Annotated in this window: 17 protein-coding genes and 4 pseudogenes; 2 read left to right on the plus strand and 19 right to left on the minus strand. The window is 49.6% G+C overall.

The genetic code is table 11. From position 1 onward, the window contains the following. Window positions 1-28: 28 nt before the first annotated feature. The 9 genes and pseudogenes from ACLJRU_RS04360 to ACLJRU_RS04400 form a co-directional block, all read right to left on the minus strand. The gene (locus ACLJRU_RS04360) at window positions 29-976 is read right to left on the minus strand and encodes a LysR family transcriptional regulator (protein WP_001539130.1); all 948 of its coding nucleotides are present in this window, start codon (window positions 974-976) and stop codon (window positions 29-31) included. 496 nt (window positions 977-1,472) lie between these two features. After that, window positions 1,473-1,710 (minus strand): annotated as a pseudogene (locus tag ACLJRU_RS04365) (PerC family transcriptional regulator); the annotation flags it as partial. An 82-nt stretch (window positions 1,711-1,792) separates the two neighbouring features. Then, complete coding sequence (locus ACLJRU_RS04370) at window positions 1,793-2,614, minus strand: polysaccharide deacetylase family protein (protein ID WP_000119392.1); 822 nt, start codon at window positions 2,612-2,614, stop codon at window positions 1,793-1,795. Window positions 2,615-3,021: 407 nt separating this feature from the next. Continuing rightward, window positions 3,022-3,492: an AfaD family invasin gene (gene afaD / locus ACLJRU_RS04375; protein WP_000266932.1), complete on the minus strand. Its 471-nt coding sequence runs from the start codon at window positions 3,490-3,492 to the stop codon at window positions 3,022-3,024. A 21-nt stretch (window positions 3,493-3,513) separates the two neighbouring features. After that, window positions 3,514-6,024 (minus strand): fimbrial biogenesis outer membrane usher protein, encoded by a 2,511-nt coding sequence (locus ACLJRU_RS04380; RefSeq protein WP_001539128.1) that lies wholly within the window; start codon window positions 6,022-6,024, stop codon window positions 3,514-3,516. A 23-nt stretch (window positions 6,025-6,047) separates the two neighbouring features. After that, window positions 6,048-6,785: a pili assembly chaperone SafB gene (gene safB / locus ACLJRU_RS04385; protein WP_038393941.1), complete on the minus strand. Its 738-nt coding sequence runs from the start codon at window positions 6,783-6,785 to the stop codon at window positions 6,048-6,050. Between the two features lie 83 nt (window positions 6,786-6,868). Continuing rightward, window positions 6,869-7,381: a Saf fimbria major subunit SafA gene (safA, locus tag ACLJRU_RS04390; protein WP_001539124.1), complete on the minus strand. Its 513-nt coding sequence runs from the start codon at window positions 7,379-7,381 to the stop codon at window positions 6,869-6,871. Window positions 7,382-8,130: 749 nt separating this feature from the next. Beyond that, a pseudogene (locus ACLJRU_RS04395) lies at window positions 8,131-8,704 on the minus strand (integrase core domain-containing protein); the annotation flags it as partial. Continuing rightward, window positions 8,638-8,835, minus strand: a complete 198-nt coding sequence (locus tag ACLJRU_RS04400; RefSeq protein WP_001224041.1) for a transposase — start codon at window positions 8,833-8,835, stop codon at window positions 8,638-8,640. The gene ACLJRU_RS04400 and the pseudogene ACLJRU_RS04395, both read right to left, overlap by 67 nt. A gap of 52 nt (window positions 8,836-8,887) precedes the next feature. Between ACLJRU_RS04400 and ACLJRU_RS04405 the strand changes: the two genes are divergently transcribed. Then, complete coding sequence (locus ACLJRU_RS04405; RefSeq protein ID WP_001539118.1) at window positions 8,888-9,202, plus strand: SymE family type I addiction module toxin; 315 nt, start codon at window positions 8,888-8,890, stop codon at window positions 9,200-9,202. A 66-nt stretch (window positions 9,203-9,268) separates the two neighbouring features. On the opposite strand, the gene ACLJRU_RS04410 is transcribed toward ACLJRU_RS04405, so the two are convergent. The 5 genes and pseudogenes from ACLJRU_RS04410 to ACLJRU_RS04430 form a co-directional block, all read right to left on the minus strand. Continuing rightward, window positions 9,269-9,547 carry a hypothetical protein gene (locus ACLJRU_RS04410; RefSeq protein ID WP_012664366.1) on the minus strand — a complete coding sequence of 93 codons (279 nt, stop codon included), beginning with the start codon at window positions 9,545-9,547 and terminating at the stop codon, window positions 9,269-9,271. Between the two features lie 130 nt (window positions 9,548-9,677). Next, window positions 9,678-9,835 (minus strand): annotated as a pseudogene (locus tag ACLJRU_RS04415) (RHS repeat-associated core domain-containing protein); the annotation flags it as partial. A gap of 29 nt (window positions 9,836-9,864) precedes the next feature. Beyond that, window positions 9,865-10,332 (minus strand): sugar tyrosine-protein kinase, encoded by a 468-nt coding sequence (locus tag ACLJRU_RS04420; protein WP_001539113.1) that lies wholly within the window; start codon window positions 10,330-10,332, stop codon window positions 9,865-9,867. Between the two features lie 92 nt (window positions 10,333-10,424). Then, window positions 10,425-10,649, minus strand: a complete 225-nt coding sequence (locus ACLJRU_RS04425; RefSeq protein ID WP_001538166.1) for a hypothetical protein — start codon at window positions 10,647-10,649, stop codon at window positions 10,425-10,427. 819 nt (window positions 10,650-11,468) lie between these two features. Further along, window positions 11,469-11,642: pseudogene (locus ACLJRU_RS04430) on the minus strand (RHS repeat-associated core domain-containing protein); the annotation flags it as partial. 126 nt (window positions 11,643-11,768) lie between these two features. On the opposite strand from ACLJRU_RS04430, the gene ACLJRU_RS04435 reads away from it, so the two are divergent. After that, window positions 11,769-12,026, plus strand: coding sequence for a SymE family type I addiction module toxin (locus ACLJRU_RS04435; RefSeq protein WP_000994220.1), 258 nt, complete (start codon window positions 11,769-11,771; stop codon window positions 12,024-12,026). Between the two features lie 58 nt (window positions 12,027-12,084). Here ACLJRU_RS04435 and ACLJRU_RS04440 read toward each other — a convergent pair whose 3' ends face one another. The 5 genes from ACLJRU_RS04440 to ACLJRU_RS04460 form a co-directional block, all read right to left on the minus strand. Next, window positions 12,085-12,393, minus strand: a complete 309-nt coding sequence (locus ACLJRU_RS04440; RefSeq protein ID WP_001539109.1) for a hypothetical protein — start codon at window positions 12,391-12,393, stop codon at window positions 12,085-12,087. Window positions 12,394-12,411: 18 nt separating this feature from the next. Then, window positions 12,412-17,193 carry an RHS repeat-associated core domain-containing protein gene (locus ACLJRU_RS04445; protein WP_023235254.1) on the minus strand — a complete coding sequence of 1,594 codons (4,782 nt, stop codon included), beginning with the start codon at window positions 17,191-17,193 and terminating at the stop codon, window positions 12,412-12,414. Between the two features lie 15 nt (window positions 17,194-17,208). After that, window positions 17,209-17,667, minus strand: coding sequence for a DcrB-related protein (locus ACLJRU_RS04450; RefSeq protein WP_000186513.1), 459 nt, complete (start codon window positions 17,665-17,667; stop codon window positions 17,209-17,211). Between the two features lie 59 nt (window positions 17,668-17,726). Further along, on the minus strand, window positions 17,727-19,961 hold the full coding sequence (locus ACLJRU_RS04455; protein WP_001539102.1) for a type VI secretion system Vgr family protein: 2,235 nt from the start codon (window positions 19,959-19,961) through the stop codon (window positions 17,727-17,729). Window positions 19,962-20,356: 395 nt separating this feature from the next. Further along, a complete protein-coding gene (locus tag ACLJRU_RS04460; RefSeq protein WP_000968384.1) occupies window positions 20,357-20,878 on the minus strand; it encodes a DUF2778 domain-containing protein in 522 nt (173 codons plus the stop codon). Window positions 20,879-20,899: the final 21 nt, after the last annotated feature.

Consider the following 20,899-nt stretch of genomic DNA (forward strand, 5'->3'; position numbering starts at 1 on the left):
GGAACGTGTCAAAACCATTCCAAACGGGTTAATCATCATTCAGAAAATCAATTTGTGGGCGATTATTCCATTTATCTTCAATAAAAGACAGAAAGCGTTGAAATAAAGGAGAAGAATACTGACGATGACGCCATACAAGATAAATGGGGAGATCTGGAACCCTCCATTCAGGAAGTATAATTTCAAGTTCATTATTTTTTAAGTATTTGGTGGCAAGCCAGGCCGGAGTCATGAGGTTGATACCCTTTCCTTCTAAAACCAAATTAAGAACACTCAAAAGATTATTGGAAGATAAATGAACATTAACAGCGCCACTAATAGTGTATGATTCATCTTGACGGAAAAGAGTAAGAGGTCCGGAAAGACCATGGTTGTGAAGACCCACAATAATGTGATTTTCCAAATCGCCAGGATGTGAGATCCTGCCATATTTTCTGATATATTTCGGACTCGCACAAAGAACCAACTTTAAAGGGCTTATCTTTCGATACACGAGATCCTCACTTTCGATTATGCCACTTTTAAAAACCAGCTCATCAAACTCCAGGGATTTACTAAAAAAATCGCTACGCTCTCGTGAATCCAGGTAGATTTTTGTATCCGGATAGCTAGCTGTAAATTCCCATATCCACTTATTGGCAAGAAACTCACAGACAATAGCCGGAGCCGAAAATTTTATACTCCCTCTGATAATTTTATCCGGATTTCGCAATTCATCCAGCAAGGACTGAAAGGAAGATGTTATCCTTTTCATGCTTGCATAGGCTGTCTGACCAGATCCAGTCAGTTCTAAGTGATGTGAATCGCGCCGAAGTAAAGTAACCTCAATAGAATTCTCAAGGCGACTAAGCGATTTACTGACAGCAGAAATGCTAATATCTAATTCCCGTGCAGCCCGGGAAAGATTCCCTACTTCCGCCACTTTAATAAATATCATCCAGTCTCGCATACCACGATTATTGATCAGTTCCATCATTATCTTCCGTTGATAAAAGAAATTCTTATATTAAAGGAGCTATCAACGACTTACTGATGCGTCATTGTGTGCCTCAATGTCCTTGATATCATCATAATAAAAAATCTATTGGCTGCAAAATAGCATCTGAATCGATCATGATTTTGCATCCATCTCCGGTTACTAATTGAACCTGTTTACCACTCAGTGTAAATACCCTATCTCAGAAGCGATCGTCAAGGTTGTCGCCGAACCAGATCTCAATAATAAAGTGGTTCATTGTCATGCACCCGTTCTGCAAAGGCATTCTCCTTTTCTGTGACGCAGTCTGGAGCACATTAATTGCATCGTTCACCTAACAAAGTATCCCGTGGAAACAAGCAAAACATCGCCAGATTATTCTTACTTGCGTACCCCCCACCCGGCTCGATATTATTTGTGAAAGCGGAGGAAACAGAACAGACGGTTTAAATAAGACACTTACTCAAAACACAAACCTATGTGCAGGCTCCTCTCATTTCGTCACGTCGCTGATATCCAGCTTTACTGGCGCCAGGGGAAGATATCTGCGCAAGGCAATAATTCCGGCGCAACAACAACCACTCCCGCTGGGCCTCTGTACATTCAAAATCGCCCATGACCAAAAGCCAGCGGGTAGAAGCCCTGCGCCAGTGACCTGCTGCCTCCAGATTCTGCGCAACCGGGTCTATCACGGCCTCCGGTGTTATCTTATTTCTGCTCAAAATCAGCACCATCATTTGGGATATAGCCTACAACCCCTGCCCGCCGATGATGGGGGAGGATTCGGTATGCAGCACTTTCATCCTGGTCTCCGGCTCAGTCAGCTATCCGACGTGGCCTCTTATGCCGGGCCAGCAGCGAAGAAAATCCGGGCGTGGTGTGATAAAACAGACGACGTTTCAGCCAGCCCACATTCTTTCGCTCCTTTGTGTTGATACGACCAATACGCTGTGAACCGATGACTGGATTGTTCATACGCCTTTCTGTGGTATACAGGTATGTGAACCCCAGCTCTTCAGCCACATGAATATAGTCAGAACAATACCAGCCCTCAGGCCAGCACAGATGCTGACTGCAGTAACCCAGCATCTCCCTCATCCGCTTACGACTAAGAAGAATATCGACACGAAGCAAATCCGACGGATTACGGGACACAGGTTTCTGGTCCCAGCGTCGGTGGGTGTGCGTGTGCGAGTGAAACTCAACAAGGCCACTGAGGTGCATCTCCCGGACCTCTGACCAGCGCAGCATGACCTCACCAGCCCGGCCTTGTTTAACCAGCATCTGACACTCATCATGAGAGTACACCGGTTCGCCTGCAGGAATACGGACCGGTCCGTCACTGATCAAACTGGTCACAAGAAAGAGATGCGCATGCAGATTAAACTCCTGCAGCACCGGAAAAACCTGCAACCAGTTATCCAGCCAGCCGCCATCAAAGGTCAGCATGACGCTTTTACGAGGCAATCTTGCACCATGATAAAAAGCTTCCACCTCTGCTGCGGTAACGGTTTTCCAGCCAGATTCAGCCAGCCATTTCATCTGCGCCCGGAACGTACGGGGAGATAAGGTTATCTGTCCGGGTTTATCACTGACATGGTGATACATTAATACCGGTAAATGTCGTGCATAAGACATATGCTTTATTCCTTTATATAAAAAATAAATTATTTTTACGCCTGAGGGGACAAGAAAAAGCCCTCTAAACATAAAATCTTAAATATCACATATGAATACCTGACAGATAAACAAACCTTATACCAGGGGCTTATAAAGCCCCGCTCACAAAAGAGTGAATCAAACAAATCCACAAAACAGAAAATAATAAAGGCATCAGTGTCCGTTAAATTATTTTACGAAACATAATATTCCTCTCCCTACAAAAAAAGATGAATTTCAGATTTTAAAATAAATCAGCAATTGATTTTTCTGCAATGAAGATTGCTAACCATATTTGCCTTGAGTAAATTTTCAATACATCCTCGAACCTGATATACAGTATTCGCCTTATTCACTTATACAGGAAGTATGAGTGGAACAGACGGCTACGTATCCTCCTGCGCCAATGCACAGGCCTTAAAATCCAGCGTCCAGGTGTCCGCTGGCACTTCCTGATTACCATCAACGACCACACTGAAACTGGCGTTATCTGCAGCGGTTCTTAAAATGGCGCCACGACCATTCACTGTATCTGGTTGCCATCCCTCGCCCTCCAGGCGAACCTGAATGTGATGGCGAGGATCCTGTTGCCCGCTCAGCAGCAATACGGTAGGCGTGTTACCCGCCTTTTGCTCATCGCTCCATACCCGAAACCCGCTGTGACTGCCGTGATAAGTCACCCAGCCTTGCGCAAGCACCATCCCATCTGGCACGTGCCCAGCCCGAAAGTAAGCCCCTACACGTAGCGTTGTCTGAAGTTTTTCTGCGGCGTTCGCTATCGGCATCAAGCTACTGACAGTGACCAGTAAGCTTACGCTATAGATAACCATTTTCACTCGCTGTATTTTCATCCACATTATTCTCTCCTTCAGAATCGGCTATCTGCAGAGACCGCTCATTTGATACAAGCCCGCGATTCCCTTATGGGCAGGTAGGTGGTAGTTAACCCGACATTGCTGTGCTCCCCATTTCACCGTCAGTTCGCCCTTATCCGCCAGACCAGTGAGATAAACCTGGCTATCAGTATCCACCAGATCAGCACTGCCATCCTGCCCATTGACTGTAACCTGCGCCCCGAAAGGAATGGCGCTACCATCCTCCCGTTTCAGCGTCATCAGTGCCCTGGCCCCGATGCGAGTGTGAAACTTCGCTTCCACCACTGCCCCTTCGGTTGGCACCACGCGCACATCGGTTTGTGTGACCTCTGCGTCATCCGGTAGTCGCGACGGATCGAGGCTGACTGTATTCTCCTGATAGACGCTCAGGTTGCCCACTGTGGTGTCGCCACGAAAATCCGTCTTAACGCCAGGCCAGCCGCCAACTGGCACCCCCGAGGCCCCTGGCGCTTCAACCAGCGCCACTGAGCCTTGCAAAGGTTGCCCCAGCGTCACACCATGATGGTGGATAACTATACCTCCCGCGATATTGACTCCCATCTGGCGCATCGCCCGGCTGTAGCTATAGTCACCACCTAACAGGCCGTAACCCCCATTCCATGCCAAGTGCAATGCGCTGTTATTACCACCACCTGGCGGGGCATCGGCACGGTAACTCTGACGCACCTCCCAATCCAGTTGCTGACTGAATGCCTCTCCGTTGACCCCCACTTGTTGCGTCTGACCACCGTGTGATGGTGAAGTCATCTGCCAACTGGCACTTACATTATTCCCCGTCCAGCGGCTTAATGACATACTGAACCACAGGCTGGTTATGTTCTCTTTACGGTGCGCGCCATTGCGCCACAGCGTTCTGTTTTGATTCCAGTTCAATGACAGCGAGCCCCCTCCGATAGAGGTTCCCCAACTCAGTCCGTAGCTGTCATCATGACCGGGGCGATTACGCCAGTCGGTACGGGAACCGGTTAAACTCAGATTGCCCAAATGCCTCCCCCATGACTGACTCAACATCAGGGTGGTACGCGAGCTCGGCTGCAAATTTTCCCGCCACGACCATAGACGGTTGCCATCATGTCGATAACTGTCGAGCACATCGGATAAGGTGTTATAGCCCTGCGAGGCATACTGCCATCTCGTCAGAGAAAAATTTGTTCCCGTCGCAGTCAGCTGGTTGCTGTAACGCAGTCGCCAGGAGGCTCCTTGCTGTACCGCTTCCCCCTGACGCTGACTGTGTGTGTCGCTTCCATCGACAGATAAACTCCCCCACCGCCCGAGAGATACCCCCAAACCAAGCGATGCAGCTTGATAGTGCGTTGCACTCTGTATACCGCCATATGCAGTGAGATTCCACGGCAGACCATACATCAACGTAGCCTGCGCGATCTGCGCCTTATCTGTTGCAGAGTCTGACGATCGGTATCGGCCCGCCAACAGGCTGTACTTCAAATATCCCTGGTGCAGTGCTATCGCCGGGGTCTGATACGGCACCACAAACATTTGTGTACTGCCATCGGCCTCCCACACGGTGACATGCAGATCACCACTACTGTCTGTTACCGACAGATCCCGCAGTGCAAACGGTCCGGGCGCCACAGTGGTGTTGTAAATGGTGTAACCATTCTGTTTGACCTCCACCCGAGCCTGCGTGCGGGCAATCCCACGCACTACCGGAGCAAACTGCCGCTCACTGTAGGGCACCATGTTGTCATCCGATGCCAACATCACACCGGTAAATGGCACACTATCAAATATCTCCCCCTGCGAAGTCTTTTGCCCCAGAGTCAGACGACTTTTTAGTGAGTACAGTCCACGCTCAGCATAGGTATATGCTGCCTGCCACTTCCCCGACAGTTGACTACTCCGCTGCCAACTGGTCGCATTGCGGACACGCCACGCACCTATATTGATTCCCGGTTGCAGTTGTACCCAGGAAGAGTTGTCACGCCTCCCCATATCCATTTTGTAATCCGTCTGCATTGTCCTCGCACTGTAGTTCATCAGAAACGCCGGAATACCATCATCCCAGAGATCTTCAGGAGCGATCCCCTTAAATTTCGTACGCAATGCCAACTGCGGAATACTCAGTTGCAGTTGCTGATTATTGATATCCAGTACCGCTTTAGCCTGTGGAATGGCGGTCAGATCCGCACACTCATCTGGGGTCTTTGCTGCTTTCCACAACTGAGGGTAATCTTCCGTTTTTACGCCGTAGCGTGAAAGCTGACTGACCGTCAAACAAGGAGCCAGAAAAGGCGTTCCTTGCCCATCCTTTTCCAATTTGAACACCACATCACGGGTGTCGATACGTTTACCATTCACCATCACGTCCACTCGATAAGTCCCTGGCTGTTGTACCCCCTGGTTAAAGAGCGACATATCAACCCCTTTCGCTGCATCGCCCAACATTGATGCATCGAATGTGTAAGCGTGCGCATTTGCGCAATGAACCACTCCCGCGATAAACAGTAGCAAGGCAGGTTGTTTGAGCTTCATTTTCTGCCGCTAAACCCCTGGATTTATTTAAGAACGTAGTGGAACGGATGACTTTCACCACCAAAGTCTGTAATAACTCTCCACTCGATATCACCATGGGCACTACCTGGCATATTTAGTGTTTTGTCAGCAAAGGGGGGGACATACTCAAGCCCTGTAATGGGCTTTCCCCCTACTGTGACAGAGGCTAAATTCATGTAAAACGGGGTGGGGTTCTCCACCTTAAGTTTGTTGCCCGTCTCCACCCATCTTAAATTTCCTGCAACATCTTCCGGCGTCCCCTTCACGGCATCCGGGCGGAAAATCAGCTTATCACAGGCGTTGATGGACAAATTGAGGTCAAGGGTCGCGCCCTTAGCCTGTGTATCCGACGGTTCATTTTCGGGTGGTACCGCCTTTATACAGACCCACTGTAAAGTCTCACGATCCGTTGGCATGTCACCACCAGTACGGACAATACGCAGTTGACTCTGCTGGTTCGCTTCTAAACGAAATAGAGGCGGTATCACCAAAAAGGGAGCAGGCGAACTTTTGTCTGCTGCTTTGACTGAAGACTGAACCAAAATAGGGTAATTCTGCGGGTTGCTCACCGAGAGCGTCGCTCCAGCCGTACCAGCGTGATAAATCACTCGTGTAGCCCCCAGCTTCACGCTGAATAATTTAGTGGCTGAATTTAATTGCTGGTTGACGGCATATACTGAAACCATAGAATTAGTGGCGAACAAAGCTACCGCCATTACAGCAAAATTAACTATTTTCATATCAAAAATTGTAAAAGAAAAATAGATGATTTGATGTGTATTGCGCCTTAAACAAGGCACAATACACTAATAGTTGTTTACTATTAAGGTTGATATCCCACTACGTCTAAAGTTATTGGGTACGTGTCAGCTGTGACATTCTGCGCCGGTCCTGTCAGGACAATATCAAGTGTGTCATCGCTATTAAAGGTCATCCACTCCGCCCCATTCCATTTTTCCGTGCTATCAGATCTTCTAATACTGTCACTTGATAAGCCCACACCGATCTCTTTACCAGTATTTTTACCAGCTACACGCCATGCAGTGCCAGTACGGTCTACCACGTTGTTAGCAATCCCCCTGACCCCGAATTCTTTAAGAGTAGTAGAATTAACTACAAGCTTCGCAATTTTCGCGCTAGGAGCATTTTTCCCAGCCTTTAAGCCCGACACTGGAATAAGCGATACGGTTAAATCTTGAGGAGAGGAAAACACAATATCCACTGATTTTTGTTGCTCTGAGTTCGGCAAAAATGAGCCAGCATAACAACTAGCAGCCATCATGCTCAACGCACTTGCGATAATCAATTTTTTTATGCTTTTCATTTGAATAACCACCTTTTTTAAACCAAATTAAAATAATCCAGCACATCCAGAATACATAACGCCATACCAAATCTTACCGTATGTAAAAAATCCGTGGCTGGTAATAACAGCTTGTACTTATTGGTATTTGTTACCAATTCAAATAAGTAATGTCATAAAAATCTATATATCAGAGCACCTCTTAATCTGAAAAAAATTGCGTTATTGCCAATATAAACAGTGTTGATGTTAACATCGTGTTGTCAGGGTGGAATAGAATGCCAGTCAAAAAGCAATTATACCTTCCATTTGCATTCAAGTGATAACATTACAATGACACCCACTACACTGGGTGTGGGAAACTTATCTTCGAAGAGAGGATAATTATCAGGCATCGTTGCAACATTGTTTATATTTAAACATACATCTCCTAACTCGACGGTAAAATTATTAGTTAACTTTTCCTCGCAGGGAAGATCTTTAATGGAAAATCTTGTTTTCCGAAACGGAAAAGCAATTATAACGCTCCAACGAGAGTCTCAACACTAAGAGCTGACTGACACAGGCCAGACTGATTATACAGGCATGAAAAAGCTCTCCCCTTCCTTTCAGTTCTTGCTGGATTATGCAAACGTCGCACCACCTCCCCGTGAACATGGCACATTAATTTGAAGCAGCTCTCATCCGGTATCGCTTTTCAGTGCAGCGAAATTCATCGCAGGTGCCCCCGTAAATAGACCCGTTTTAGTTCCATGCATTTTTAAGATTCCGGCCAGATAACGTTATTGGCGGTATTCCTCCGGTATCATATTGTTCCGCGATTCATGTGGACGTTCGCAGTTATATTCTGATAACCCTTTATCCGTAATTTCCCGCACCTCATTCAGCGTTCTGAACAGATAAGAATTGAGTATTTCTGTACGGTATGTCCGGTTAAAACGCTCGATGAAAACGTTTTTCTTCGGCTTACCCGGCTGGATAAACGCCAGCTTTACTGCATGTTTCTTTGCCCATTCAGCCAGTGCCAGCGAGATAAATTCCGGTCCCTTATCCATACGCAGCATGGCCGGATAACCGCGGTTGCTGTAATCCTGTCGAGTACACGGATCACTCGCAGAGCTGGCAGATTCAGATCGATTTCAATCGACAACGCTTCACGATTACAGTCATCAACAACATTGAACGTGCGAAAACGACGCCCACAGACCAGCTCTGGTTCAGCGCTTCCGGCGTGACCAGTGGCGAGGGATTGCGTACCGGCAGCCGTTGTTTACCCTTACGGCGAAAATTCAGCTTGAGCAGACAGTAAATACGGTGGAGCCTTTTGTGATTCCACGCGTATCCCTGCCGCCGTATCCAGACTTCCAGTTGTCCCTGGTGGCTTCAGAAATACCGGCCTCCCGGTAGACATCTTTAACAGTCCGTCCGGATTCGACTGATCTAATCACAGCGATGATCTGGTGCGCAGTAAAACGGGCTTTACGCACAGCGATCTCCTGCGTTGGCAGATTGATTATGTCGGATGATCTCTAAATGTGAATGGCTCGATTATGCGGGATACTTACATATTCACGCGTTGAGAGACTTTCAGTTCGTTTGTACGGTGAATGGATGCCGCAGGCGGGGTTTATTAACGGGATGCCCGTCAAGGTGCGGGTAATGAGGGATTGCATCGTGATCACGCCGCAGCATACCCGCGGACTCTTTGTCTGTATTGAAGGGATGGGCGTAACCCGCATTAATAAACGGAGTGCAGAACAGTGGTTAAAAAAACTCCTGGGGGCGCTGAACAATACCGGAGATATTCCGGTGATTAAACGCAAAAGAACGGAACAGGAGTTAATGAGTAATTGATAATAAAAAGCCGGGAAAAGATAACCCCTCCGGCTTTTACATATTATCCATCCGGCTCCAGATGTTTTATTTCAATCCTTTTGGTTTTATTTCTGGATGTTTTTCATATAATGGATTCATTATTTTAATAAGCATTTCACCCATGATAAAACCAACCGCTTCTCGATATACCTTAAATTCATCCTCATCACAACGGGACTGAACAACAGCAACAGATTCATCAAGTTCCTTACCAAATCTCAACATTAAATCACTAATTAATATAGCTGTATCCTTATCGTTAACCATACTTATTCCTGTAGTAAAAACATCAATAGCCTTGATTTCCTTTACATTCGTTAACACAATTCCAGCAAGCAAATCCGTTACTTTTTGTAGGTAAAGACATAAATGAGCATTCACTAACGCAATTATTTTCAACCATTTTTCATCTTAATAACTTGCCAGAATCACCTCTATTAGCACCACAAGTAATAAGGCCAAGAGGATCACTATCTGTAATAGGATTCAGCGGAGAATGATATCGGTTCCATCCCCCTTTCAGCCCTATTGGATCTGCGTAATATACCTTCCCAGTCCCGGATTATAGAAACGATGCTAGTTATAATACAGCCCCAATTCTTCATCGCATTGGGATAGGCTTTAACTGGAGTTATCACACGTTAATGTAATTTAATTACCTCCCCATGTTTCCCCGCATCATCCGTAAACATTGCTTGCAAGCATATTTTTTGTCCATCATTTTTAATATAGTTAAATTCTTCAATTAAAGAATAGTTAATATAGTCCACTCTATAATATAACTCCACGGATTTTGAATTAATGACATTACTATATTGAAGTTTTCGCCCTTTAAATTCACCGAGTATTTTCATTTTAGTTCCCATAACTGTTAAAAAATCTTTTCTCGCAGTGGCATTTTTGAAAGAGTCACATGACAAATCATATATCTCAGCATACTCCCCTTTATTATAAAGAGAAAAAAGCTTATCAACTTCTTCTTTCGCAACTTCTCGAATAGTGCTATCATTTTTAATATTCTCTCTACCTAACCATGTAAAAAATAGAATAACGAACAACACAATCAACACCATAAATAGTAACGATAGAAAAAATCTATTTCTTTTCACTTGAATTCACCTGATAACCAATCATATTCCTTATCCATCAGATCGAAAATCTCCGATAGACACCTCGAATGCCGGAAGCATGTGAGTTCCCCCTAGTCTCCAAATCCGGGTTCCATACTCACACCTTTTGTATATTTATAACTATCATTTTGATCACAAGCATCTGTATAAGCCATTCCCGCAAGAAGTGCCTCCATAAGAATCCCCTCCAGACTCTGATATTCCTGGTAATAAATCAGCATCAGGGGCTGATATTGTGAATAACAAACCAGCAGAAGTACCTGTACCGCTATGATCACACAATGAATAATACGCACAAACCTCTCTTTCCTTTGGGGGTGTGTACTCCAGCTCCAATTGCCCCGCCATCTGCTCTGGCGTCAGCCTCCCGTAACAGTCATACCGGTACAGTTACTACATATCTTCCGTGATGCGGTTATCCGCCTATAATGATTTCCCGGCTTTTATTCAACGAAGGATTAATAATTTCATGTACAGTCTCTGATATTCTTTACTCAGAGTTATCAGCCTATCCCCCAAAATAAATCACATATTATCTTGATTATTTTTTTAAGATTATCTCTAAACATCCCTCTTTTCGATAAAGTGGCATATAATACCCATATTATCGCGATTATACTTCCAATAATAAAGATCAACATGGATATTTTATTAATCATATTCATCAAACATCAATGTCCCTATCTTTTTGATGAAATTCATTGGAGAATCCATCATGTTATGGAATTTCTCTTTACACACATCGCTAATTGATAGCTCATCTGGATCGTCAAACTGTTCACTATGAGGCAATACACCTAATAAATTTTTGCAGCACCTATCCTTGTCGGTTTCATTAAGTGATTCTGATAATCATAAATTTGCCCTGTTATATGAAGCAGTTGCTAATTTGATATTCCACGCCCCCATACCAGTGAAACATTGCCCACTGGAGACAATATAACCAATCCATCAGCAGCAATACCCATCCCGAGTTTGGCTACCCCACTTGCGTGCAATCTTGCAGAATTAGCCATATTTAAACTAGCCGTTAACATTTTTGCCGGATTAAATGGAAGACTATCCAGACTATTATTAGTCTCATCTATCATGCGACTACATAATTCACATGTAAACAATCCCAGCGGATCTGTATCTGTGACGGGATTCAACGGATAGTGGTAAGGATTTAATCCTCCTTACAGCCCTGTCGGGCCCTGACTGACGAACCTGCCACACTCCGGTGCATAATATCTGAACAGATTTTAATGCAGGCCCGTTTCATCGTCAAAATACGGCCCCGGCAGCCGGTTGCTCATCACTGGCCGGGGAGAGGGGGGCACAGTGCCAGGATGTCGCGCCCATACTCACTCACCCTGAGCTCCACAATCAGCCAGCATCCGGCGGAGAATTAAGAATTTATTTAGTCAGCAAATATGAATGCCTCCGGCGTCAGCGTCCGCCACATCAACAGCGAAACCTGTATAACCACCTGTTACTCACAAATCCCCAGCCTGCACCTTAAGGGCGACTGGCTGGAAGAAGCGGGATTTAAGACCGGGCGCGGCGTCACCGTGAAGATTTCACAGGGGTGTATTGTGCTGATGGCGGACAGTAACGAGGAGCAGAAGCTGCGCGAACAGCTTTACAAGGCTGAACAGGTGGTTAAGGGGATGCGGGACGTGATTGTTTAGTGGAATGAACGGGGATTAATAATAAAAGAGGTCCGAGAATATCTCTCGGACCAATATACTAACGACCACCATATATAGAGATGACTTCTTTAGTCTTTACGTTTATGTTAACATTTATCTCTTTAACCTCAATACCACCAGAACCTATATCCATCCAGTTATCTTGAGTAATTTCCTCTGATAAAAATGTAATAGTATAGAACTCTACATTTTCTATTTTACGGATAATAGGATTGAAAATTAAATAAAAATTTTCCACATCGTATAATTTACTCCGCTCACTATTTTTAATTGCTATAATTGCATTAAATAAGAACGGAGTTAATTCTTTATCAATCTCAAGAACACAACGATTTTTTCTATTCATCAGATATACCCCCGCACCTTATAACGGTATCGCATCATCAGGGCCGCTGACTCTACCAAAAATCTTCCAGAACCCGCCACTTGGCGCTCCTAAAGCATCAGTATAGCCAGGATAAGAACCATTTGCCTGATTATGAATAAATATATCTTTTGAAGAAAATTGATCACTATTGTGATAATCTCCCGCCTTATTCGTCCGGTTAAAACCGCTGTCAGAATAATCACCATGCGTGTGATATTGCCCGACTGGTGTCGAACCTTTGGGTAAGCCTCCTGCTGAATCTTTAAATGTTGGCGCTGTTCTGCCGGTTCCTAAACGACCACGTGTATATCCGTAAGAACCATCTTTAGCTCTAAATATAATTCCGCCGTACTCTCTGTTTTTAAATATGGACATCGGGTTATATTTACTTAGAGCAGATCTCGCAGCATCATCCGCACTTGAAAAACCTGAACATGATTTCCTTAATCCGAGGGGATCGATCCAGCTTATCGGATTCGGCGCATACGCATATAAGTTTATTCCACCTCTCAGCGAGATTGGATCGCCCGATATAAACTTCCCGATATCCGGATCATAAAATCTGTACAAATTGTAATGCAGCCCCGTTTCCCTGTCCAGATATTGCCCCTGGAAACGCAGGTTCTGCTGTACGGGCCGGGCTTCTTTTTCATGCGTCAGGTTCCCCCATACCTGATAGCCCGCTTCCCAGACAATATTGCCCCCGCCGTCCGTCATCTCCTCCGGCGCGCCGTTTACGTCCGTATGGTAATACAGCACCTCATCCGCTTCGCCCGGCGCCGCCCTGTCCACCCGCGCCAGCGGCTCGTGGCTCCCCTGGTCGCTGTAGATATACAGGCTGCTGCTTCTTCCCAGCCTGCACTCCTGCGCCAGCCGCATTCCGTCCCATAAAAACGTCGTCCGGTTATACGGCTTTCCTTCCGCGTCCAGTTCGTGCTTTTCCACCCGCCTGCCCGGCGCGTCGTACACGTACCCGTAACGCCGTACGGTGCTCCCCCGGATGACCGCCACTTCCGTCAGCCGGTGCTCCGCGTCCCAGCGGTAGTGCTGCGTGCCGTTGCGGCCCCACTTTTCAACCACCCGGCCATATTCATCGTAACGGTAATGCAGCCCACGGTATGACGTTATCCGGTTGAACGGCACCACGCTGCCTGCACCCGCCTGCGCGGTCTCTCCCTGCCGCCTGTCCAGCAGGTTCGCCGCCGCGTCGTACTGCCAGCTGTCCAGGTATGCCTCATTCCGGCACGCCGTGATGCGCCCCGTCATGTCGTAAAAATAATCCGTCACCCCCTGCCGGCTGTGCCGCTTTTTCAGCAGCTCATCCTGGCCGCTGTACGCATATTCCCGGTCAATAAACGTCTCCGGCACCACACCGCGCATTCCTTTACAGGTCAGTTTCCGCGTTAACCGGCCCATCCGGTCGTACATCCGCCGCGTGTCCAGCCGCCCCTGGCTCCGCTGCACCTCACGGTGCAGGTGGTCGCGCGTGAACTCGCTGATGACATCACGCCCCAGGTTGATTTGCTGGAGATGGCCGCTCCCGTAGTACAGGTACCGCAGCGTCCGCCCGTCCGGCATCTGCGTTTCTGTGCGGTTGCCCTGAACATCGTACCGGTGCTGCAGCACGCCCTGCGCCGTTTCCTCGCTCAGCAGGTTACCCGCACTGTCGTAGCTGAACCGGATAACTTCCGGCTCTCCGCCTTCCGCCGCATCATGCCGCCTGCGGCGGATTTCCAGCAGACGGTCCGCCGCGTCGTACCGGTATTCCGTGCGCGTCTCCGGCGTGATTTTCGCCGTCAGCCTCCCCGCCGCATCACGCTCCAGACCGTGACGGATTTCTCCCCCGCGCTCCCCGCCGTATATCACCGCCGTCACCGCATTCAGCGCGTTATACCCGTATGCCCGGCGGCTGCCGCCGGGGTCCGTCTGTTCCGTCACCCGGTCCAGAACATCGTACCGGAACCGGTAGCTTTCCCCGTTCTCGTTCGTGAGCGTGGTCAGCCGCCCGTAAGCGTCGTACTCATACGCCGTCCTGCGACCCGTCGCATCCGTCTGCCTGCGCACCCGCCCCTGGCCGTCCCGCTGCCAGCGTGTTATCTGCCCCGCCGGGCTGGTGTATTTCACCAGCCGTCCCGCCGCATCCGGCTGGTAACGCTCCGTACGCCCGTCCGCGAACATGACCTCCGTCAGATGTCCGTTGCCGTCATAGCTGTAACGCGTACTGTTACTCTCCGCGTCCGTCACCCTTTCCAGCCGCGTGCGTTCATCATAAAACCATGCCGTCTGCGAGCCAGAACAGTCCGTGTGGCGCATAAGCTGCCCGTCTTCGTTCCACTGCAGGTATTTATCTCCGCCCCGCGCGTCGGTTATCCGCACCACCTGACCGTGCCGGTCGTACCCGTATACCGTGCGCTGGTGCAGCGGGTCGCTGACCGCCTGCAGGTTGCCCCGCTCATCATACTCATAACGCCACGCCGCCCCCGCGGCATCCACCTCCGTTTCCGGCTGGTGCCACACCGGATGCCACTGCGTCTGCTCAACCCGGCCCAGCGGGTCATGCGTCTCCGTCAGGTGGCCGAGACGGTCATAGACATAACGCCATTTGCCGCCCTGCGCGTCCGTCATCCCCAGCAGTAACCGCTCTTCATCGCTCCAGCGGAAAGTGGTCATCTGCCCGGCCTCGTCCCGGTACGCCGTCACCAGGCCCTGCGCATCCCACCAGTGGCAGCGCATGCGCCCCAGACTATCCGTCACACACAGCGAACGTTCTGCCAGATTCCAGTCCAGACGGTACTGCTCGCCGCTGTCCGTATGATGGCCCGTCACCCGCCACGCCGCATCGTCCGGGCCTTCAAACCACGCCCAGGAGTAGTAATACCGTTCGCCGCCCGGCTCCCGGTGCATCGTCATGCAGTCGTTGTCGTCGTACGCAAACTCGCGCTGATACTGACCTGCGTTGTCCACCACCCCGTTCAGCCGCCCCGCCTCATCGTAGCGGTAACGCCGCAGCAGCTCCGGCTCCCCTTCCGGGTAATGGCGGAAGATGCGCGTCACGCGCTGCGGGTGCGCTGCCAGCTCATAGTGCAGCCAGATGCAGGGGCGCTGCCGATCGCCGCTGATTTCCACCAGACGCCCGTGGTTGTCGTAGGTCAGGTGCTGGCAGTTACTGTTGCGGTCGCCCAGCATTTTCAGCCGCCGACGCTGTGGGCTGAGCGGGTCCGCTTCAAACAGCCTGTACACGCCGTCATCACTGCTGATAAGCCAGTGGCCCTGTTCGCTGCGCCGCACTGCCAGCCCCTCCCCGGGGCTGTAAAAACCGCTCCCCAGCTCCACCGCCTGCAGGTCAATTCGCCGTCCCATTGGGGATACATACGTCATGCAGTTTTCATCCGGGTTGTCCGGCGTACGCTCCAGGCACACTTCATACAGCACGCTCCAGCCCCGCCCGAACATCCCCTCCGTCCGTTCATCACGGCTGCTGCAGGTCCGCTGCCACTCCAGCGGGAAGTGGCCGGGCAGACTGAAATCAACGTCATCATCGCCTGCCAGGTACTTGGCTCCGGTGGCGGCGTTTACCGGGCGGTTCAGCGCACTCCCCGCCTTCTGAACCATCATGTTAATGCCCAATCCCATCATAAAGCAGGCACTTTTAGCTGACGCCCGTCCGGGCTGCATGAACGTCAGCGCAATGGTGGTCACCAGGGTTATTTGTGACTTACCGCTTTTGATATCCCGTACCACCAGAAGCGGCCCGCCGATACGTACATCACCGGATACATGTACGCCGTTCTCAGGCTCATCCACCACTTTTGCCTCGCAGGTACAGCGTACCCCGCTGCGCGCCGCAGGCTGGCTGTTGATACGCACATCCCGCGTCCCTTCGGCGATATATTCTGCTGCGGGCGGCTCATCGTCGCCTTTGAACAGGTTCGACACGCTGCCGATAAGCGCGCTTGCCGCCTGAAAACCGGCTTCCAGCACATCGAAAGTGTTCATCGCCCCCAGTACCGTCCCCACCGGGTCATCCGTCAGCGCCTGCAGTTTCTGCGCCATAAACTGGGTGAATGAAGAGGGATGTTTGTGGCAGTCGATTTTATCATCCTGTTTCGGGTCAGACCCCGGATATGCCGTTGCCACCGTGGGCTGCCACATCTCTGAAATAAAGTGGCCCGTGTCGGAAAGCATATCGCCCGCCTCTGCCAGAGCATCATTTCCCAGCGAGGCCCATCCTTCCTCTGATCCCATCCGGCTCACCACGGAAACGACGCCCTTAGCCATATTCTCTGCCCGGCCTTTTACTGCATCCAGATATTCCCCGGCCACATCCCACATTGATTTGGCGTCCTGCCTGCGTTTTTCTTCTTCTGCCTCTGCCTGCGCCTGCGCATCCAGGGTTTCTACATCATGGCGTGATAATGCCGTTGCCGCCGCCCGCGCCGCCCGTTTGCTGTTAATCCGGGTATCGCCTGAGCCGGTCAGGATATATCCCTCAATTTTCGGCGGAAAAAGGCTGTTGGCTATGTCTTCACAGGCTTTACTGATTTTCTCCCCGGCGCCACTCAGCAACATCGTCGCGCCGACCACGGTCCCCACAAGTAATACAGCGCTGCATCCCAGCGTTGCCACCGTAGCCCCCGTCGCCAGCGCCACAACAGCCAGTGCCGCAAAATCAATAACCGCATTGATGGCGAATTCCAGCGCACTGCCCACCAGATCTGCCAGAAAGGACGTATGCAGCAGCGCGTCGCCTTCCCTTGCCGCCCAGAATGCTTCTCCCATACCACACTCCCTGTGTTATTGTCCGGTTGCCGTGTTTTCCGGGTCCAACCTGAAACGCAGATTCTTTTTGATATCCGCCCAGCGCCCCCTATCCGCTTCGGTTAACGCTGTTGAGCGGGCATAGGTCAGGGCCATCATTACCCGGCTGCTCTGTAGCACAAATACCGCCTGGTACTGGTATACATGCTCATTACCCCGGATGAACTGACTCTGTATTTCCAGCCCTTCCATTTTCCCGTCAATACCCAGCCGGACAACCTGTGCTGGCGTATAACGCAGTTCCTTAACCTGCTTTTCCAGTTTTTTCATCTGTTGTTCAACCTGGGACGCCAGTTCATCACCGTCCTGCATTTTGCCGCGGCTGATAATCAGCGCCGCATCCGGATCGCTCAGGCGGATCATATTGAGGGTGCTGTCCTGGGATATATTACCGGAGAAACTCAAGATGGCCTCGTTGATATAATAGTTCGTCATGATTATATAAAATCCTTTTTGGTCTGAAAGTGTTGATAAGTCCGGCACTAAAATAAAAACTATTCTTTGGGTGGGAAAGTTTCCTTAATTACTGCTGCCATTGCTGTTTTTTCTGACTCACCAAATGTTCCCACTTTGGGTTCTCTTTTATTCATATTTAAATCCAGCTGCCCTTTTATAGTATTAATCTGACCATCGGCATCTGTTGCAGTAATATTGAACGTTTTACAGGTTACGTAAAATTCTCCCTTACTGCTCATGTACAGAACGGTGTCACCACAACTCAGGGTAATAGAATCACCCGCTGCCAGATATAACTCTTTTACCGTCTGAATGGTTTTATTTCCTCCGGCCAGAGAGGTATCGTCATACTGAACTTTATGGTCGCGGACAGCGCCAATAGTAGCTATTTCTGACTGATCAATGACCTTAACCCGATTATTCCCCACCCAGTGGCTTTCATTATTATTAACTTCAATACGCTGATCTTTTTCAGCATGTAGCCAGACCTCTTCACTACCGGGTTTATCTTCAAAACGCAGAGCGTTGGCATTGGTCGGTCCGCCGCCGATAGTGTGGCTGTATATCCCGCTCTGTGTTGCCGCGCCCGGCAGTCCCCACGGCGGCATGGTGTCCTGGTTGTAGGTACGCCCCACGATGATCGGCAGATCCGGATCGCCGTTTTTGAAATCCACCAGCACTTCCTGGCCGATACGCGGGATCTGGATCATCCCGAAGCCTTTGCCCGCCCATGGGTAGCTGACGCGTATCCAGCAGGAGCTGTTTTCATCCATTTTGCCGTAGCGATCCCAGCCAAACTGTACCTTTACCCGCCCGTACTGATCCGTCCAGATTTCCTGGCCCGCCGGGCCGGTGACGATGGCGCTCTGCGGCCCTTTGGTGTGAGGTTTGCTCACCGTCCGCTGCGGGCGGAACACCTCGCGGGTGGGGTGCAGTTCAAAACGGGTGGAAAAGGTAAAGTGCTGGTCCTGCCCGCTGTGCTGCGCGTTGTCCTGTACAAACAGCAAGGTCTGCATCAGCAGGTATTCCTGATTGACTTCGGCGGTGGGATAGTTTTCCAGCGTGAAGGTATAACCGGTCATGAGTGTGCGGATATTCCCTCCCCCCAGCACCCGACTGCCGGGGCTGCGCTGCGCTTCCATACGAATGCGCGTCAGCATCTCGCCTTCACTCTTGTCGAAGTAGTCTCCCGGCCACTCATAATGCTCGTAGGTGGCATGACCGGTTTCACGCGGGTTTGCCACGGTGTTTGCCAGCAATGAACGTGGCTTCGTAAAATCGAAATCATCCAGCACCCACTGGCCAGTCCGCAGACTCTCGTTTGCCGTGATAGTGTGGATAAACTCCTTGTCCAGCTTCAGCCCTTCCTGGTGCCACTCGACCAGCGGCGAGTCCGGACATGCTTTGTGGGCGCTGATGGCATCCGCCAGCACCAGCGTGTGGCTGTCCTCGCTGTGCTCAAACCACCAGTAGATGCCCCACTCCTGCATCAGTCGCTGAAGAAAATCAAAATCAGTTTCACCGTACTGCACCTGCCAGGTGCGTACCGGGTAGCTTTCCACCAGCCGCTTTTCCACCGGGTAGGGATATTCCGCCAGAACCTCATCCAGAATATCCACCACGGTTTTATTCTGGAATGCTTTGTAGTCGCTGGTATGGGTCAGCAGTTTTAGCCACGGCTCCATATGCAGCTCATAGGTAACCGAACGCCCTTCATGGCCCACCACCCGCGCCGCCGTGACCAGCCCGCTGATCTGTCGTTTACCGCCACCATCCAGTTCGATGTTGACGCACAGATCTTTGCCCACCATCGGTTTGAGCGGCAGGTTGGCCGCCGGAGAGACATAGCCCAGATTCAGGGTGTCGGGCGTTTTTAGCTGTACCACATAGCTGAACAGTTCACTTAATGTTTCGCCGCCGTCCAGGCTGGCGAACAGTAATGCGCCCGGCGGTACGGCGCTGCCGCTGACCGTCACATTATGCGCCCCCGGCCCGCCTGCAACAGCAGAGACGATGGCCGATACCGCATCCTGCGCCATACCTGCGGCGGCGGCAGCCTGCGCCGCTGCTACCGCGGCTTTCACCAGTCCTGATGGCTCCGGCAATGCGCCAAATAGCGATCCCGCAGCCTGTTCCACAGCGGCTTCCGCCGCATCTGCCACGCTTCCGGCGACTGAATCTGCGGTGACACCGCCACTTTCTCCGGTTATCGGCGGCGTGGTTGTCGTCAGCCCTCTCATACCGGATTTATTATTTGTGGATACAAAACTCATGGTAGTGACTCCTTTAATACCGGATTAAAATAAATAGACTCACCGTCAGGAAACAGTGCCCCGCACTTTATAATGCAACCAGCCTGTTATATTTAAATATTTACCAGAAGAACAGGGTATATTGCTGACAAGAGCCATGAAAATAAAAACATAAAAATTAGCACATAACATAAATACTGAATTACATAAATAAGGAAATGAATATAACAATATTATGATTTTATTTTTATTACGCTTACCAGATTCACATTGCATTTTATAGAAATTTGATTAATAACCAGCACACCGCCAGTCATATACTTTATCATCGTACTCATTACTTATCTGGCCACCATTGTAATCATTGTCAACCACAGCACGTTCAGACACGATAATTTGATCCGGTTTTAACGGTATTATTGTTTTGTTCCACCATTCGTTTGCTGACCAGAAACATACTTAACATTAACCGTAAATGTCTTTTCACCATTTTCTTTTTCCGTCTCCTGTTTCAGAATACGGAAAAACACCGGTTCCACTTCAATACAACCATGGCTGTAACCTTTGGTGGAATCATGGATATAAAAACCACCCCGCTTGCCCCCACAGGCTTTTCGGGTCTTCTCATCCGCTGATTCCAGCCGGATACGGTTATATCCCCAGTTCGCCCAGTATATCTCACATGTTCCGGCAGCCTGGCCTCGCGGAATGGTACTCCAGCCCCATGATGGTCCCAGATCACAATCCGCAGCATTTCTTATCGGTGCCTCCCCCTGAAACTGAATAAACAATTTATAATTCCCTTCCGGTATCGCCGCATCCGGCACACACTGTTTATCTGGCCACTGTAAATCCGGTAACCCCGTGGTCGCCTTAAATATCCCGATACCAGGCCATGTCAGCTTTTGCCCGTCAAAAGTCAGTCTTACTGCCATCATCTTCTCCCTGACTATTCTGTG

This window comes from Salmonella sp. SAL00653 (assembly GCF_046552515.1).
In the GTDB taxonomy this organism is placed as follows: domain Bacteria; phylum Pseudomonadota; class Gammaproteobacteria; order Enterobacterales; family Enterobacteriaceae; genus Salmonella; species Salmonella enterica.

Bases quoted from the DNA above. Each gene is read 5' to 3' on its own strand.
- ACLJRU_RS04360 (WP_001539130.1), bottom strand. From the start codon at position 976: ATGATGGAACTGATCAATAATCGTGGTATGCGAGACTGGATGATATTT.
- safB (WP_038393941.1), bottom strand. From the start codon at position 6,785: ATGAAAATAGTTAATTTTGCTGTAATGGCGGTAGCTTTGTTCGCCACT.
- ACLJRU_RS04370 (WP_000119392.1), bottom strand. From the start codon at position 2,614: ATGTCTTATGCACGACATTTACCGGTATTAATGTATCACCATGTCAGT.
- ACLJRU_RS04435 (WP_000994220.1), top strand. From the start codon at position 11,769: ATGAATGCCTCCGGCGTCAGCGTCCGCCACATCAACAGCGAAACCTGT.
- ACLJRU_RS04450 (WP_000186513.1), bottom strand. From the start codon at position 17,667: ATGACGAACTATTATATCAACGAGGCCATCTTGAGTTTCTCCGGTAAT.
- afaD (WP_000266932.1), bottom strand. From the start codon at position 3,492: ATGTGGATGAAAATACAGCGAGTGAAAATGGTTATCTATAGCGTAAGC.
- ACLJRU_RS04405 (WP_001539118.1), top strand. From the start codon at position 8,888: ATGGCTCGATTATGCGGGATACTTACATATTCACGCGTTGAGAGACTT.
- ACLJRU_RS04445 (WP_023235254.1), bottom strand. From the start codon at position 17,193: ATGGGAGAAGCATTCTGGGCGGCAAGGGAAGGCGACGCGCTGCTGCAT.
- ACLJRU_RS04460 (WP_000968384.1), bottom strand. From the start codon at position 20,878: ATGATGGCAGTAAGACTGACTTTTGACGGGCAAAAGCTGACATGGCCT.
- ACLJRU_RS04455 (WP_001539102.1), bottom strand. From the start codon at position 19,961: ATGAGTTTTGTATCCACAAATAATAAATCCGGTATGAGAGGGCTGACG.
- ACLJRU_RS04380 (WP_001539128.1), bottom strand. From the start codon at position 6,024: ATGAAGCTCAAACAACCTGCCTTGCTACTGTTTATCGCGGGAGTGGTT.
- ACLJRU_RS04440 (WP_001539109.1), bottom strand. From the start codon at position 12,393: ATGAATAGAAAAAATCGTTGTGTTCTTGAGATTGATAAAGAATTAACT.